The sequence below is a fragment of the Cupriavidus sp. FW216-B1 genome (assembly GCF_058789195.1).
Genome location: NZ_JBYTEL010000009.1, coordinates 202468 through 215513, shown reverse-complemented (window position 1 = coordinate 215513; position 13046 = coordinate 202468). Strand labels below are relative to the sequence as shown.

The 13046-nt window shown below is 71.3% G+C and carries 16 protein-coding genes and 1 tRNA gene; 2 read left to right on the top strand and 15 right to left on the bottom strand.

The features are described 5' to 3' along the window. Window positions 1–329 precede the first annotated feature (329 nt). Complete coding sequence (locus tag AC3WXD_RS20300) at window positions 330–704, top strand: hypothetical protein (RefSeq protein WP_492324543.1); 375 nt, start codon at window positions 330–332, stop codon at window positions 702–704. An 81-nt stretch (window positions 705–785) separates the two neighbouring features. Here the strand turns inward: AC3WXD_RS20300 and AC3WXD_RS20295 are convergent. From AC3WXD_RS20295 to AC3WXD_RS20230, 14 genes are all read right to left on the bottom strand, one after another. Further along, a tRNA-Ala gene (locus AC3WXD_RS20295) sits at window positions 786–861 on the bottom strand. Between the two features lie 51 nt (window positions 862–912). Further along, a complete protein-coding gene (gene soxB, locus AC3WXD_RS20290; RefSeq protein WP_492324542.1) occupies window positions 913–2634 on the bottom strand; it encodes a thiosulfohydrolase SoxB in 1722 nt (573 codons plus the stop codon). A gap of 83 nt (window positions 2635–2717) precedes the next feature. Beyond that, window positions 2718–3221, bottom strand: a complete 504-nt coding sequence (locus AC3WXD_RS20285) for a TlpA family protein disulfide reductase (RefSeq protein ID WP_492324541.1) — start codon at window positions 3219–3221, stop codon at window positions 2718–2720. Between the two features lie 10 nt (window positions 3222–3231). After that, a complete protein-coding gene (gene soxX, locus AC3WXD_RS20280; RefSeq protein WP_492324540.1) occupies window positions 3232–3936 on the bottom strand; it encodes a sulfur oxidation c-type cytochrome SoxX in 705 nt (234 codons plus the stop codon). A gap of 16 nt (window positions 3937–3952) precedes the next feature. Continuing rightward, the gene (soxA, locus tag AC3WXD_RS20275; protein WP_059410851.1) at window positions 3953–4777 is read right to left on the bottom strand and encodes a sulfur oxidation c-type cytochrome SoxA; all 825 of its coding nucleotides are present in this window, start codon (window positions 4775–4777) and stop codon (window positions 3953–3955) included. 108 nt (window positions 4778–4885) lie between these two features. Continuing rightward, window positions 4886–5359: a DsrE family protein gene (locus tag AC3WXD_RS20270; RefSeq protein WP_059410852.1), complete on the bottom strand. Its 474-nt coding sequence runs from the start codon at window positions 5357–5359 to the stop codon at window positions 4886–4888. Between the two features lie 113 nt (window positions 5360–5472). Next, window positions 5473–5784 carry a thiosulfate oxidation carrier complex protein SoxZ gene (gene soxZ, locus AC3WXD_RS20265; RefSeq protein WP_029044341.1) on the bottom strand — a complete coding sequence of 104 codons (312 nt, stop codon included), beginning with the start codon at window positions 5782–5784 and terminating at the stop codon, window positions 5473–5475. 60 nt (window positions 5785–5844) lie between these two features. Next, complete coding sequence (soxY, locus tag AC3WXD_RS20260) at window positions 5845–6300, bottom strand: thiosulfate oxidation carrier protein SoxY (protein ID WP_029044342.1); 456 nt, start codon at window positions 6298–6300, stop codon at window positions 5845–5847. Between the two features lie 124 nt (window positions 6301–6424). Then, a complete protein-coding gene (locus AC3WXD_RS20255) occupies window positions 6425–6754 on the bottom strand; it encodes a c-type cytochrome (protein ID WP_454723602.1) in 330 nt (109 codons plus the stop codon). Between the two features lie 257 nt (window positions 6755–7011). Next, window positions 7012–8280 carry an NAD(P)/FAD-dependent oxidoreductase gene (locus AC3WXD_RS20250; protein ID WP_059410854.1) on the bottom strand — a complete coding sequence of 423 codons (1269 nt, stop codon included), beginning with the start codon at window positions 8278–8280 and terminating at the stop codon, window positions 7012–7014. Window positions 8281–8318: 38 nt separating this feature from the next. Continuing rightward, window positions 8319–8678 carry a c-type cytochrome gene (locus AC3WXD_RS20245; protein ID WP_492324539.1) on the bottom strand — a complete coding sequence of 120 codons (360 nt, stop codon included), beginning with the start codon at window positions 8676–8678 and terminating at the stop codon, window positions 8319–8321. 181 nt (window positions 8679–8859) lie between these two features. Continuing rightward, complete coding sequence (locus AC3WXD_RS20240; RefSeq protein ID WP_492324538.1) at window positions 8860–9708, bottom strand: BON domain-containing protein; 849 nt, start codon at window positions 9706–9708, stop codon at window positions 8860–8862. Between the two features lie 77 nt (window positions 9709–9785). Next, window positions 9786–10373 carry a phosphoheptose isomerase gene (locus tag AC3WXD_RS20235; protein WP_020200356.1) on the bottom strand — a complete coding sequence of 196 codons (588 nt, stop codon included), beginning with the start codon at window positions 10371–10373 and terminating at the stop codon, window positions 9786–9788. Window positions 10374–10473: 100 nt separating this feature from the next. Next, a complete protein-coding gene (locus AC3WXD_RS20230; RefSeq protein WP_029043042.1) occupies window positions 10474–10857 on the bottom strand; it encodes a YraN family protein in 384 nt (127 codons plus the stop codon). A gap of 15 nt (window positions 10858–10872) precedes the next feature. Between AC3WXD_RS20230 and rsmI the strand changes: the two genes are divergently transcribed. Further along, window positions 10873–11793: a 16S rRNA (cytidine(1402)-2'-O)-methyltransferase gene (gene rsmI / locus AC3WXD_RS20225; RefSeq protein WP_059410859.1), complete on the top strand. Its 921-nt coding sequence runs from the start codon at window positions 10873–10875 to the stop codon at window positions 11791–11793. Between the two features lie 112 nt (window positions 11794–11905). On the opposite strand, the gene AC3WXD_RS20220 is transcribed toward rsmI, so the two are convergent. Continuing rightward, window positions 11906–12715 carry a septal ring lytic transglycosylase RlpA family protein gene (locus AC3WXD_RS20220; RefSeq protein WP_492324537.1) on the bottom strand — a complete coding sequence of 270 codons (810 nt, stop codon included), beginning with the start codon at window positions 12713–12715 and terminating at the stop codon, window positions 11906–11908. Window positions 12716–13046: the final 331 nt, after the last annotated feature.

Here is a 13046-nt window from a genome sequence, read left to right as displayed (position 1 = left end):
TTGCGGAAAAGATAAGTCACTAGGGAATACCCTTAGGCGCGGGGATATCTCGAAACGTATACCTGGGCGGCTTCCGCCGCCGCGAAGTTGTACGTATACGTCCCACAGCCCGCCCCCAGCCGGGACACAGCTTTCCGGCACGCTTATCCCCAGGCGGCGGCGCAGTTATCCACAATCGGCATGCTGGCTGGTCGAGACGTCTGCATTCCGTGTCAGGCGCCGGATGCACGGCGGTGCGTGTCCATGCGGACACAATTGTCCTGTGCCCAAGTGCGCGAACGCCTACACTGAAAGAGCCCAAGCTGCCGGTGGAGAACGATGTGATGCGCGTGCCTTGCATTTCCGCCCTGCTCGCCTTGCCCCTGCTGGGGCTGGCCGGCCCGGCCCATGCCCAGCCGACGATGCCCACCGCAGCCAGCGCCGCGGTGAGCGACGCCATCTCCAGCGCGGTGCAGCGCGGCGAGACACCCTATCGCATGCCACCCGCCGCGGCCGGCGAAGACAGCGAATCCGTGCGCGCCGCGTGCGAAGCGCTGCTGCAGAGAGTGCGCGCCGCGCAGGCACAGCAGTCGCTGGTCGGCACCCGGCGCACCATCGAGGCCATCCCCGGGCTGACCAGCCCCAGCGCAGCCCGCGAGTCGGCGGCGCATGCGCTGGAGGCGGATTACCGCAGCCGCTGCGCGCAGGGGCGTGAGGGCGGGTGATGTGGGTACGCGCTTGTGCGCAATGGCGGGCGCGCAATGAAAAAGGCCAACCGCTTGCGGTTGGCCTTTGACTTTGAATCCTGGTGGACCGAAGGAGGATCGAACTCCCGACCTCTGCATTGCGAACGCAGCGCTCTCCCAGCTGAGCTATCGGCCCGTAAGCGGAGATTGTAGCGTAGTTTTCACCGCCGCATCAATCACCTGTGCATCATGCCGCCATGCCGGCGTTGCCTTCCATGCCACGCACCGTCGGCAGGTTCAGCGGCCGGGCCGTGACCTCGCCGCGCGCGCGCAGCCACTGGGCCATCAGGTCCCAGATTGGCGGGCTGCCGGCGTGGCGGGCCTCTTCCGAGACGGGTGCCCAGCCGGCGACCTTGTAGGTGCGGGCGGCGTCGACGGGCTGGCCCTTGAGGCGCATGTCGGTGATGCGGCGGCCCATGCCGGCGTTGGGGTCGATGGTGTATTGCAGGCCGCCCACGCGCACCATGTCGCCGCCTTGCTGGTAGTAGGGATCGGGGTTGAACAGGTTGTCCGCCACGTCTTCCAGGATGGTCTTGATGGTTTCGCCCGTCATGGCGGCGACGGTGGTGTGCGGATAGGTGATGGCGGTCTGGTCCATCAGGCTTTCCATCGTGATGGCTTCGCCGGGCAGCAGCGTGGTGCCCCAGCGGAAGCCGGGCGAGAAGGCGATCTCGGCGCCCTGCACGTCCATCAGGCCGTCGAGGATGAGCTGGTCGAAGGTGCCGTTGAAGTTGCCGCGGCGGTACAGCAGGCCGGTGTTGCGCGCGAGCACTTCGCCGAGCTGTTGTTCATAGGGGGCGCGCACGCGGGCGATGAGCGCGTCCATGCCGGGGTCGGCGGCGAGGTAGTTGGCGAACACGGGCAGCAGGCGGTAGCGGAAGTCGCGCGCCTTGCCGTCCTTGACGTCGAAGTCGAGCACGCCGAGGAACTTGCCGTTGGAGCCGGCGTTGGTGACGAGCGTGGTGCCGCCGGCGTTCTTCACGGCCACCGGCGCGGGCATGCCGTCGTGGGTGTGGCCGCCGAGGATGGCGTCGAGCCCGCGCACGCGCGAGGCGAGCTTGAGGTCGACGTCCATGCCGTTGTGCGACAGCAGCACGACCACCTGCGCGCCCCTGGCGCGCGCCTGCTCGATGACCTGCTGGAGGTTCTCCTCCTGGATGCCGAAGGTCCAGTCGGGCACGAAGTAGCGCGGGTTGGCGATGGGCGTGTAGGGAAAGGCCTGGCCGACGATGGCGACCGGCACGCCGTTCATCTCGCGGATCACGAACGGGTCGAAGACAGGGTCGCCGAAGTCGGCGGTCTTGATGTTCTGGGCGAGGAAGGCGACCTTGCCCTTGAAGTCGCGCTCGACGATCTCGGTGACGCGCTCGGCGCCGAGCGTCATTTCCCAGTGCGGCGTCATCACGTCGACGCCGAGCGCGAGCGCGGCATCGACCATGTCCTGGCCGCGCGTCCACAGCGCGGTGGCGGAGCCTTGCCAGGTGTCGCCGCCGTCGAGCAGCAGCGCGCCGGGCCGGCCGGCCTTGAGCTGCCGCACCAGCGTGGCGAGGTGGGCGAAGCCGCCGACCTTGCCGTAGCGGCGCGCGGCCTCGGTGAAGTCGAGGTACGTGAACGCATGCGCCTGCGCGCTGCCGGGCGCGATGCCGTAGTGGCGCAGCAGCGCCTGGCCGACCAGGTGCGGCGGCTTGCCGGCGTAGTCGCCCACGCCGAGGTTGACGCTGGGCTCGCGGAAATGGAGCGGGCGCAGCTGGGCGTGGCAGTCGGTGAAATGCAGCAGGTGCACGTTGCCGAAGCGCGGCACGTCGTAGAGCTTGCCGGCAGCCTGCGCGGCCTGGGCGTCGGTGGCGGGAAAGGCCATGCCGCCGGCGCCGGCGATGGCCAGCACCTGCAGGAACTCGCGTCGGTTCATTGTCTCTTCCTGTGGTCTGCGCGCGCCGGTGCCGGCCGCGGCCCGGCGTCGGGTGCTCGCTTCATCGCCAGCGTCATCGCCGGCTAGTTCGCGTAGCGGGCCAGCGCGGCGACGTCTTCCTCCAGCATCTCGCCGACTTCCTTCTGCACCACTTTGCCGCCGGCGTCGATCACGTACAGCTCGGGCAGGCCGCGCCGCTTGCCGAGCACGGCGCGCAGCGCGGGCGTATCCATCGTGGCGGGGAAGGTGTAGCCATGCTTGGCCATGTAGGCGCCGGCTTCCTTCGGGTCCTTGTCGATGCTGACCGCCAGCACCTGCAGGCCGCCCCGGGCGCCGCCGATGCTGTCGTAGAGCTTCTGCAGGCGCGGGTTCTGCAAGGCGCAGAACGGGCACCACGACGCCCACACTTCCAGCACCAGCGGCTTGCCGGCCCACTGCGCCGGCGCCACCGTGCGGCCGTCGAGCAGCTGCACCGGCGGCAGGTGCACGGTGTCGCCGACTTCGAGCGCGGCGGCCGCGCCGCTCCAGGCCAGCGCGGCGAGCAGCAGCGCGGCGCCGGTGCGGCGCGCCAGGCGGGCGGCGGTCATGGCTGCGCCTTTACTGGTTGACCGGCGAGGCCGGGTCGAGCAGCAGCGCCATCACGTCGCGGATCTGCTGCTCGGTGAGGATGCCCTTGTGGCCGAAGCGCGGCATGTTGGAGCAGGCGGTGTACGCGCTGGAATCCCAGATCTTGCCCCAGGTGTACCTGACCACCGCTTCGGAGTTGCCGCGCAGCTTGCCGTACTGGTACAGCGAGGGGCCGATGTTGCCGAACGAGATCTCAGCCTTGGTCATCTGGTGGCAGGCGTAGCAGTTGGCGCCGTTGACGCCGCCGACGGGGTCGGAGAACTGCATGCCGCGCCCGTTCTGCGCGGTCTTCTCGCCTTCCTTCCAGTCGCCGAGGTAGTGGCCGTCGGCCGGGTACTTGACCTGCTTGAGCTCGGCGGCCTCGATCTTCTTCGCCACGGCCGCCGGCACCTTGGTGCGGTCCGGGTAGTCGCTGCACGCTTCCTGCATGGCGTCGCGCTCGAGCACGCCGGCCAGGGTGGCGGGGCCCTTGGACGAGAAGGAGCTCTCGATCAGCTTGCGCATGTCGGCGTCGCTGGTGCCGGCGTCGGCGCCGGCGGCCGCCTTGGCGGCCAAGGTGGCCGGTCTGCCCCTGGCGGGCTTCGCGCTGTCCTGCGCATGGGCCGCGCCCGCGCCGGCCAGCATGGCGAAGGCGGTGGCGAGCGTGGCGAGTGTCGCTTGATTGGTCTGTTTCATCTGTGCTCTCTCCCGCTCAGCGCTTGAGCGCCGGACCGTCGTAGGTGCCGCCGTTGGCGTTCTTCGCCAGGAACAGGCTCAGCGCGGTGATCACGTCGGAACCATAGGCGGGCTCGGGAAAGCGCTGCTGGCGCAGGCAGTCGTAGAGGCGGTGCTGCATGGTGCGTACCTCGCCCTGCGAGACCCGGTAGGCCGGCCACGTGGTGTAGGCCGCCTGCGCGCCCTGCTGCGTCAGCAGGTTAGGCAGGTCCTGCAGGCGGATGCGCTGGCCGTCCACGGCGTGGCAGGTGGCGCAGGCGAAGTCGTAGGCGCCGCCGCGGTAGAAGAACATCTTCTGGCCGAGCGCGTAGACGCGCTTTTCCTCCGGGGTGTCGAGCTGCACGTTCATCTTCACGCCGCGCGACTCGCCGGCCAGGAACGAGACCAGGCGCTCGATGTCGGACGGCTTGCCGGTGGAGGCGAACGGGTTCCTGGTCGCCTCTTCCTGCGTCAGGCCCTGCAGCGTCACGCGGCAGTAGGCCAGGCGCTGCTCCAGGTCCATCACGCGGCCGGTGTCCTTGAACAGGCGCGGCAATTCCGCGTACGCGCCCTTGGTCACGCCGGGACCCTTGCCGAGGTCGCACTGCTCGAGCGAGACGTTCTTCGGGCCGGCCGGCTTTTTCCACAGTTCCTCGCCGGCGGCTTCCCACAGTTCGGCGGGATTGCCCTCGGCCAGCATCTGCCGGTACTTGGCGATTTCCTCGGCGGTGCTGCCCTGGGCATGCACGGCCGCGCCGGCCAGCGCCAGGGTGCCGGCCAACGCCAGCGCGGCGCCGGCATGGCGGCGTCTGATGGTCTTCATGGGGCTCTTCTCCTCAGGGCCTGGCGAGCCCCGCGCGCTGGCACGCCGGGCCGAGGCCGTCTTATTGCTTGTCTTCCCGCCGGGCCGGCGGCTCCGGCCCGCTCGCCGTCAGGGCTTGATGTACGCGTAGTCTTCCTCGAACTGCAGGCGGGCCACCTCGACCACGCCGGCCTGCACCACCTTGGCTTCCATCGACAGGCTGGATTCGGGAATCTTGCGCGCCGCCAGCGTGTTGCGGCATACGCGGAACTCCACGCCGGAACTGGCCAGCGAGGCGATGGCCGCCTCGAAGGTATTGCCGCGCGCGTCGCGCGCGCCTTCGACAATGAAGTCCACGCCGTAGCCGAAGGCCACCACCACGATCTTGGTGTCGGGCGCGGCATTGAGGTGGTTGCGCAGGTTGGCCATCGCGCGCACCGCCTGGTCCGTGCCTTCGGACAACTGGTAGACCACCTTGACGCGCCCGCCCTTGCCGCTCTTGCCGCCGGCCGCCGCCGGGGCCGGAGCCGCCTGCGCCGCCGCCTTGGCCGACAGGCCGATGGCGGCCAGCGCCGCCGTTGCCCGAATAAATGCTCGCCGCATGATTGCTTATCCTTCCGGTCTGGCCCCCGCGCGCCACATGCGCCGGCCCGGGCCCGACATTCGCCCTGAACCATAGCAGAGGATGCCGCGGGCCGCTTGGCCGGTGGGCGGCGTCAGGAAATGGTGGCTTCGTCGGTGCGCTTGTCGCCGCGGTTGTCGACCCAGGTCACGGTGACCTTGTCGCCCTTGGCGCCGCCCTTGAACTTGAAATTCAGGAACGGGTCCTTGGAAACCGCCGTGCCGAACTGGGCCTGGAACACTTCCTTGCCGTTGCACACGACGGTCACGTTCTGGATGTGCCAGGCCGGGATGGTCTTGCCGTTCGCGTCCTTGCGCTGGCCGGTTTCCATGTCGTGCTTCATCAGGATTTTGACGTCGACCACGCCGCCATTCTCGGCGGCTCGTACGCGCATCGGGTCTGCCATGTTCTGTGCTCTCTCGGTGAGGTTGGGGCTGGGGGATGTGGGCGATCGCGGGGCGGGGCTTCAGCCGCCGCAGCCGCCGAGCGTCACCTTGATTTCCTTGGACGCCACATACCATTTGCCGCCGGCCTTGACGGCGGCGTGCACCACCGAGGTCTGGCCCATCTTCACGCGGGTGGAGACGAAGGGCTCGGTGCCCGCCGGGATGGTGAAGTCGGCCGCCAGCGTGTAGGGGTTCTTTTCCACCAGGATGGCGATCTGCTCGGTGCCGGGAATGTTGCTGGTCACGGAGACCGGCACCACGGCGCCGTTCTCGGCGATGTCGGGGGCATTGAAGACGATGGCGCTGCTCTTCTCGGTGCCGCTGCCGCCGAGCGCCTTGATCACGTCCGCCACGCTCTTGCCGTCGAAGGCGGTCTTGTTCCACTCGGCAGCCTGGGCTTCGCTGATGAGGCCGGTGGCGGCCATCAGGGCCAGCACCGAGGTGAGCCGCAGCACATCTCTTCGTTTCGGATTCATTTGTCTACCTTTTTCCTGCGTTTTCCGTTCCGGCCCGGTGCGCCGGCGGGGGGGGGGGGGGGGCGGCTCCCCGCCGGCGGCCGCGGGCGGCGCCTGCCCGCCCGCGGCCGGTCCGGGCAATGCCTTACTTCGAGGGGGCGCCGGCCAGCACCCACTCCACGACCGTCTTCAGGTCGGCGTCGCTCAGGCCCGCGTTGGCCGGCATCGGCACCGGACCCCACACGCCCGAGCCGCCGCCCTTGACCTTCTTGGTCAGCGTCGCCAGGGCGTTCTTGTCGCCCTTGTACTTGGCGGCCACGTCCTTGTAGGCCGGGCCGACGAGCTTCTTGTCGATCTGGTGGCAACCCATGCAGGCGTTCTTGTTGGCGATTTCCTGGGCCTTGGCGGCATCGACGGCCGCGTTGGCCGAGGCCGCGCAGGCCAGCATCAGGGCTGCAATGACAAACTGCTTCATGTTGTTCGCTCCGAATCCATGTGAGCCGTGGGGACGGCGATGTGCCGCGCCCGGGGGCGCGGGGGGCATGCCGGCCGCCCCACCGGGCACGGAAGCGGCCAGCCCGCTATTTTGCCTCAAGATCCGGTCGGCCACGGTGCGCGGCGCGCAACGGGGGATGCCGCGCCGGCCGGCGGGCGCGGAGCCGGCAACTGGCGCGGCGGGCGGGACGACGGGCGGGGTAGCGGATGAAGCCGCGGATGGGGCGGCGGACGCGCTCAGGCGAGCATGTCGCGCCAGATCGCGTCGGCCCACGCCTGCGCGTAGCTGCCTTCGAGCGCGCTGGGCGCCGGCGACAGCCCGCCCGAGCCGGGCACCGTGAGCATGGTGCGCTGCGCCGCGTCGTAGCGGTGCACGCTAGCGATGTGGATGGCCTCGCGCGCCGAGGTGAAGCTGTAGCAGGTGTTGTTGTAGAGCGGCTCGGGGTCGGGCTCGCGCCCGGCCAGCAGCGCGACGATGGCGGCGGCGGCCACCTTGCCGTGCTGGTTGGCCATGTGGCCGGACTTGGGCATCAGCGGCGCGATCTGGATGGCGTCGCCGAGCACGTGGATGTTGGCCGCGGCCTTGGCCTCGAAGGTGAGGAAATCCACTTCGCACCATTTGCCGTTGGCGGTGGCCAGGCCGCTGGCCACGGCGATCGCGCCGGCGCGCTGCGGCGGCAGCAGGTTGATGACGTCGGCGCGCTCGTCGTCCTGCACGTCGAACTTGAGCGTGCGCGTGGCGGGGTCGACGTCGACGGTGTTGTACTGCGGCCGGTACTCGATCATGCCCGGGTAGCGCGCGGCCCAGGCCTGCCTGAACAGCGCGCCCTTGGAGGTGATGTCCGGGTTGGCGTCGAGGATCAGCACCTTGCTGCGCGGCTTGGCGCGCAGGAAATAGTCGGCCACCAGGCAGGCGCGCTCGTAGGGGCCCGGCGGGCAGCGGTACGGCGCCAGCGGGATGGTGATGGCGAAGGTGCCGCCGTCGCGCATGGCCTCGAGCTGGCGGCGCAGCGCCACGGTCTGCGCGCCGGCCTTCCAGGCATGCAGGATGTGCTCGCCGCCGGGCTGCGCGAGGCCCGGGATCTCGCCGGACAGCACTTCCACGCCCGGCGACAGCACCAGCCGGTCGTACGGCAACGTGGCGCCGCCGCCGAGCCGCACCACGCGGCGCGCCGCGTCGATGGCGCCGACGTGGTCGCGCACCACCTTCACGCCGTGGCGCGCGGCCAGCGCATCGTAGGACAGCGTGATGTCGCCGATGGCCTTGCCGCCGCCCAGCACGTGGTTGGACAGCGGGCACGAGACGAAGCTGGCCTCGGGCTCGACCAGCGTGACCTCGATGCCGTGCCCGCTCCATTCGCGCAGGTAGCGCGCGGCGGTGGCGCCGCCGTAGCCGCCGCCGACCACCACCACTTTCGCCGCGCGCGTGGCGGCCGCGGCCCGCGCGGCCTGCGCGCCGAGCAGCGCCGTGCCGGCGAGCGCGCCGAGGAATTCGCGTCTTTGCATGGTTGTTCTCCTGGCGGGAAGGGGTGGGAGCGCGCGGCTCAGCGCACGCCGGCGAACCAGCCGGCGATGGCTTCGATCTGCGCGTCGCTGTAGCCCCTGGCGATCTGCTGCATGACGGTTGCCTCGCGCCTGCCCTGCTTGAAGTCCTGCATCAGGCCGACCAGCTCGGACTGGCCGCGGCCGGCCAGCGCCGGCACCGGGCTGCCCGCGGGCGCGCGCCCGGCGGGGCCGTGGCAGCCGGCGCAGGCGGCGGCCCAGTTGCGCGCCCGCAGCGCGCTGGCGCTGGCGCTGGCGGTATCGGCAGCGCCAGCGCCAGCGGCGGGCGCCTGCGCGCGCGCGGCGCCGGCCGCGATGAGCAGCGCCAGCGCTGCGAAGATGGCTCGTGCGGTGGTGGTCATGGGTGGGCTCCGGGGGGCGCCGCGAGGCGTGCCAAACCCTATCACATCGCGCGCGCGGATGTGATGCGCAATACGCAGATCGATCTGCGCCGGCTGCGCGGCACGGAGGATGCCGGGGCCGGCGCCGCAACGGGTACGCGCCGGCCCCGGCGAAGGCGGCCGGCGCGTACCCGCCGCTGCGTCAGGGCAGGTTGCGGCCCGGCGGCAAGGCCACCGGCGACGAGACCGGCGCGGTGACGGGGCTGGCCGTGGCGCCCGGCGCGGTGGTGTCGGGCGGCGACAGCGGCGCCGGCTGTGCCGGCACGTTGCTGCCGCTTTCGCCCGGGGGCGGGTTCTGCGAGCTCGCGGCGGCGTCCAGCCGCGCGCGCTCGGCCTCGCTGATGTAGTCGAAGGTCTTGACCACCTTGACCACGCCGCCGGCATTGCGCGCCACGTCGGTGGCGCGGTCGCCCTCGGCCGGCGTGACCACGCCCATCAGGTAGACCACGCCCTTCTCGGTGACGACCTTGATCGAGTTGGACGGAATGCCCTCGGTGGTGATCAGCAGGGTCTTGACCTTGCTGGTGATGTAGGTGTCCTGGCTCTGCGTGGCGAACGACGGCGACGACACGATCTCCAGCTCGTCGATCACCTCGCGCGCATTGGGCAGGCCGCGCACGTATTGCTCCACCTGCTGCCTGACCTCGTTGTTCCTGGCCTCGCCGGTCAGCAGCACCTTGCGGTTGTAGACCGTGACGCTGACGCGCGCCTGGCCGTTGTAGCGCGAGTTCAGGGTGTTCTCGGCCTCGAGCTGCAGGCCGCGGTCGATGGCCTGGGTGCCGGTGGGCCGGCGGTCGGTGGCCAGGGTCACGCCGCCGGCCATCGCGCCGGCGAGCACCGGGAAGCAGCCGGCAAGCTGGGTGGCGGCCACGGTCAGCGCCGCCACCGTGGTGGCGGTGCGGGCCAGGCGGGAGAGACCTCGGAGGCGTCCGGAAAAGCGTCCGGCGGGACGGACGGTGCGGGATTCACGCGGGTTGGGCAGAGTCGTCATGCGGTCCTTGCTGGAAGCGGTGGGGCGGAAATGCGCCATGAAGCACGGTTGCGGAAAAGCGGCGGCGCCGGGCGGGCTCAGCCTTCGCCCAGCAGCGCCTCGTCGATGCCGTCGCACAGGCAATGCAGGGTCAGCAGGTGGACTTCCTGGATGCGCGCGGTGCGCTCGCTGGGCACGCACAGGCTGACGTCGAATTCGTCGAGCAGGCCGGCGACCTCGCCGCCGCCCTTGCCGGTCAGCGCCACCACGCACATGTCGCGCTGCTTGGCGGCGGCCACCGCGGCCACCACGTTGGCGGAGTTGCCGGAGGTGGAGATCGCCAGCAGCACGTCGCCGGGCTGGCCGAGCGCCTGCACCTGGCGGGAGAACACCACGCTGAAATCGTAATCGTTGCCGACCGCGCTCAGGATGGAGCTGTCGGTGGTCAGCGCGATCGCGGCCAGGCCGGGCCGCTCGCGCTCGAAGCGGCCGATCAGCTCGGCGGCGAAGTGCTGGGCGTCGGCCGCCGAGCCGCCGTTGCCGCAGGCGAGGATCTTGTTGCCGCTGGTGAGCGCGACCACCATGCGCTCGATCGCCGCGGCGATGTGGGGCGCCATCACCTGCGCGGCCTCGCGCTTGGTGTCGGCGCTGTCGAAGAAATGTTGCTGGATGCTGTCGATATGCATGGCTCGATCGGCCTTGTCTGAATCCCTGCCTGTGTTGCCGCGCGGCGCGCGCCGCGCGATACCGCGCATTATGACGCAGGCGCCCGCGCCCGCCGGCGCGCTAGCCGCCGTCCGCGTCGAACGCGCCGCGGATCCATTCGAGCCGGCCCGGCTCCAGCGCCACCACGTCGAGCCGGCAGGCCTCCGCCGGCGCGCCGCCGGCCTGCCGCGCGGCCAGGAAGTGCGCCGCCGCCAGCAGGATGCGGCGCTGCTTGGCCGGCGTGACGCTGGCCGCGGCGCCGCCGAACGCGCGGCTGGCGCGCTCGCGCACTTCGACGAACACCAGCGTGCCGTCGGCCTCGCGCATGACCAGGTCGATCTCGCCGCCTTTGCAGCGATAATTGCGAACCACGAGCGCCAGGCCCCGCCCTTGCAGGTAAGCCAGCGCGCGCGCCTCGGCCCGGGCTCCCCGCGCCTGCGTGGTGGATTTGAATGATGGATTCAACGGAAGTTCTCAAGCATGACTGACTGGATCTCCCTGGCGGCCGGCCAGTCCTACCCGTCCGGCACCCTGTACGTGGTGGCCACGCCGATCGGCAACCTGGCCGATCTCTCGCTGCGGGCCCTGCACGTGCTCGGCCTGGCCGACGCCATTGCCTGCGAGGACACCCGCAACACCGGCCAGCTGCTCACGCGCGTGGGCCTGCACCGGCCGCTGCTGGCCGTGCACGAGCACAACGAGCGCGAGGCGGCGCAGCGCATCAACGCGCGCCTGGCCGCCGGCGAGCGCATCGCCTACGTCTCGGACGCCGGCACGCCCGGCATCTCCGACCCCGGCGCGCGGCTGGTCGAGGCGGCGCGCGCGGCCGGCCACAAGGTGGTGCCGCTGCCGGGCCCGAGCGCGGCGGTGGCGGCGCTGTCGGTGGCCGGCGAGCTGCTGGACAGCGGCGGCGGGCGCTTCACCTTCGCCGGCTTCCTGCCGCCCAAGGCGCGCGCGCGCGCCGAGGCCATCGCCGCGCTGGCCACGCTCGACCACGCCTGGGTGGTCTACGAGGCGCCGCACCGCATCGCCGACACGCTGGCCGCGCTGGCCGCCGCGCTGCCGGCCGGACGGCGCCTGCTGGTCGGCCGCGAGCTGACCAAGCTGTTCGAGGAAATCCCGGTGATGCCGGTGGGCGACGCGCCGGCCTGGCTGGCCGCCGACCCGTCGCGCGCCAAGGGCGAGTTCGTGCTGGTGGTGGAAGGCGCGGCGCCGGCCGCGCCGGACGCCGGCCTGCCCGACGCGCGCGCGCAGCAGGTGCTGGCGCTGCTGCTGGCCGAGCTGCCGGCCAAGCGCGCGGCCAAGCTGGCCGCCGCCATCACCGGCGCGCCGACCGACGCGCTGTACCGGCTGGCGCTGGCGCAGCGCGCCGGGGACGACGGCGAGGACAGGGAAGACTAGCGGCGGACCGCCGCGGGCGCCGGCCGGAGCAGGAATCGGGATACCGGCCACCGCGCGAGCGGCGAGGCTGACAGCGCGGGCGTGCCGGGTCCACATCACGCCGCCGGCGCCGTCAGCGCTGCTTGCGCCGCACGGCCGGCTTGCGCGCCTTGCGGGCCGCGCGCGGCGGCGGATCGGCGACGAGCGCGTCGGCAAGGTCGCCGCCACCGGCGTCGCCGCCATCGCCGCTGTCGTCGTCCGGCCCGGTGGTCTGCGGGCCCAGCGCGGCGACCTCGCTGCGCGACAGGCGGCGGATCTCGACCTGGGTCGAGCCGTGGCTGGTGAAGCCGAGGCGCCGCGCCGCGCCGTATGACACATCGAGCACACGGTTGCTGTGGTACGGGCCGCGGTCGTTGATGCGCACCACCGCCACCTTGCCGTTGCGCAGGTTGCGCACCAGCACCCAGCTATCGAGCGGCAGCGACGGATGGGCGGCGGTCATGGCGCGCATGTCGAAGCGCTCGCCGTTGGCGGTGCGGCGGCCGTGAAAGCCCTTGCCGTACCAGGAAGCCATGCCGCGCTGCTCGAACGAGCCGAGGTCGGGACGCAGGCCTTCGAACGAGCCCGGGCCGGTATCGGCCAGGCCTTCGTTGTTGCCCCAGCGGAACAGGCCCCAGCCGTTTGTGGCGTCCTTGCCGGCGTCCTTCGCGCCATCCTTGCCGGCCTCCTTCTGGACCGGCTCCTGCGCGCCCGGCTTCGCGCCGGCGGGCTTGACGGCCTTGGCCGGTTTGGCTGGTTTGGGGGTGGTGGCGACCGGCGCGCTCTCCTGCTCGTCGCCCGCCGGAGGCAAGGCGCAGGCGGCAAGCGCCAGCGCGCATGTGGCGTGCACGCACAGACGGGCGATCCGCCCGGGGCGGGAAAGATAGGGGGGGAACCGAAACATCGCGCGAGTCTAGCATCAGGCAGTTGGGCGTATGGTCTTGATTTTGTTACGAATTGTCTGTAACAAAGCTGAAAAACGGCGAAAACGCCGGCTACCGGCGCGTACCCGTGGCCGCGTGGCGCCGGCGCCAGCCCAGGCCTGGCAAGGCTTTGCGGTGTGACGCGGGCACGGCTTCGCGCGTGCCCGGCGCCGGCGCGCCGCGCATCCGGCCGCGCGCCAGACGCTACAATGCACGGCACCGCGCGTGCCGGCGGCGAAGGCCGGCAACGGAAATTGGCAACGAAGCCGGCAACGAATGCCGGCCACCGGGGCACGCGCCCGCAGAACCCAC

What these genes read in the sequence shown, in the direction of transcription:
- soxB (WP_492324542.1), bottom strand. Translation starts at nt 2,634, where the DNA reads ATGAACCGACGCGAGTTCCTGCAGGTGCTGGCCATCGCCGGCGCCGGC.
- AC3WXD_RS20285 (WP_492324541.1), bottom strand. Translation starts at nt 3,221, where the DNA reads ATGACCGCCGCCCGCCTGGCGCGCCGCACCGGCGCCGCGCTGCTGCTC.
- soxX (WP_492324540.1), bottom strand. Translation starts at nt 3,936, where the DNA reads ATGAAACAGACCAATCAAGCGACACTCGCCACGCTCGCCACCGCCTTC.
- soxA (WP_059410851.1), bottom strand. Translation starts at nt 4,777, where the DNA reads ATGAAGACCATCAGACGCCGCCATGCCGGCGCCGCGCTGGCGTTGGCC.
- AC3WXD_RS20270 (WP_059410852.1), bottom strand. Translation starts at nt 5,359, where the DNA reads ATGCGGCGAGCATTTATTCGGGCAACGGCGGCGCTGGCCGCCATCGGC.
- soxZ (WP_029044341.1), bottom strand. Translation starts at nt 5,784, where the DNA reads ATGGCAGACCCGATGCGCGTACGAGCCGCCGAGAATGGCGGCGTGGTC.
- soxY (WP_029044342.1), bottom strand. Translation starts at nt 6,300, where the DNA reads ATGAATCCGAAACGAAGAGATGTGCTGCGGCTCACCTCGGTGCTGGCC.
- AC3WXD_RS20255 (WP_454723602.1), bottom strand. Translation starts at nt 6,754, where the DNA reads ATGAAGCAGTTTGTCATTGCAGCCCTGATGCTGGCCTGCGCGGCCTCG.
- AC3WXD_RS20250 (WP_059410854.1), bottom strand. Translation starts at nt 8,280, where the DNA reads ATGCAAAGACGCGAATTCCTCGGCGCGCTCGCCGGCACGGCGCTGCTC.
- AC3WXD_RS20245 (WP_492324539.1), bottom strand. Translation starts at nt 8,678, where the DNA reads ATGACCACCACCGCACGAGCCATCTTCGCAGCGCTGGCGCTGCTCATC.
- AC3WXD_RS20240 (WP_492324538.1), bottom strand. Translation starts at nt 9,708, where the DNA reads ATGACGACTCTGCCCAACCCGCGTGAATCCCGCACCGTCCGTCCCGCC.
- AC3WXD_RS20235 (WP_020200356.1), bottom strand. Translation starts at nt 10,373, where the DNA reads ATGCATATCGACAGCATCCAGCAACATTTCTTCGACAGCGCCGACACC.
- rsmI (WP_059410859.1), top strand. Translation starts at nt 10,873, where the DNA reads ATGACTGACTGGATCTCCCTGGCGGCCGGCCAGTCCTACCCGTCCGGC.
- AC3WXD_RS20220 (WP_492324537.1), bottom strand. Translation starts at nt 12,715, where the DNA reads ATGTTTCGGTTCCCCCCCTATCTTTCCCGCCCCGGGCGGATCGCCCGT.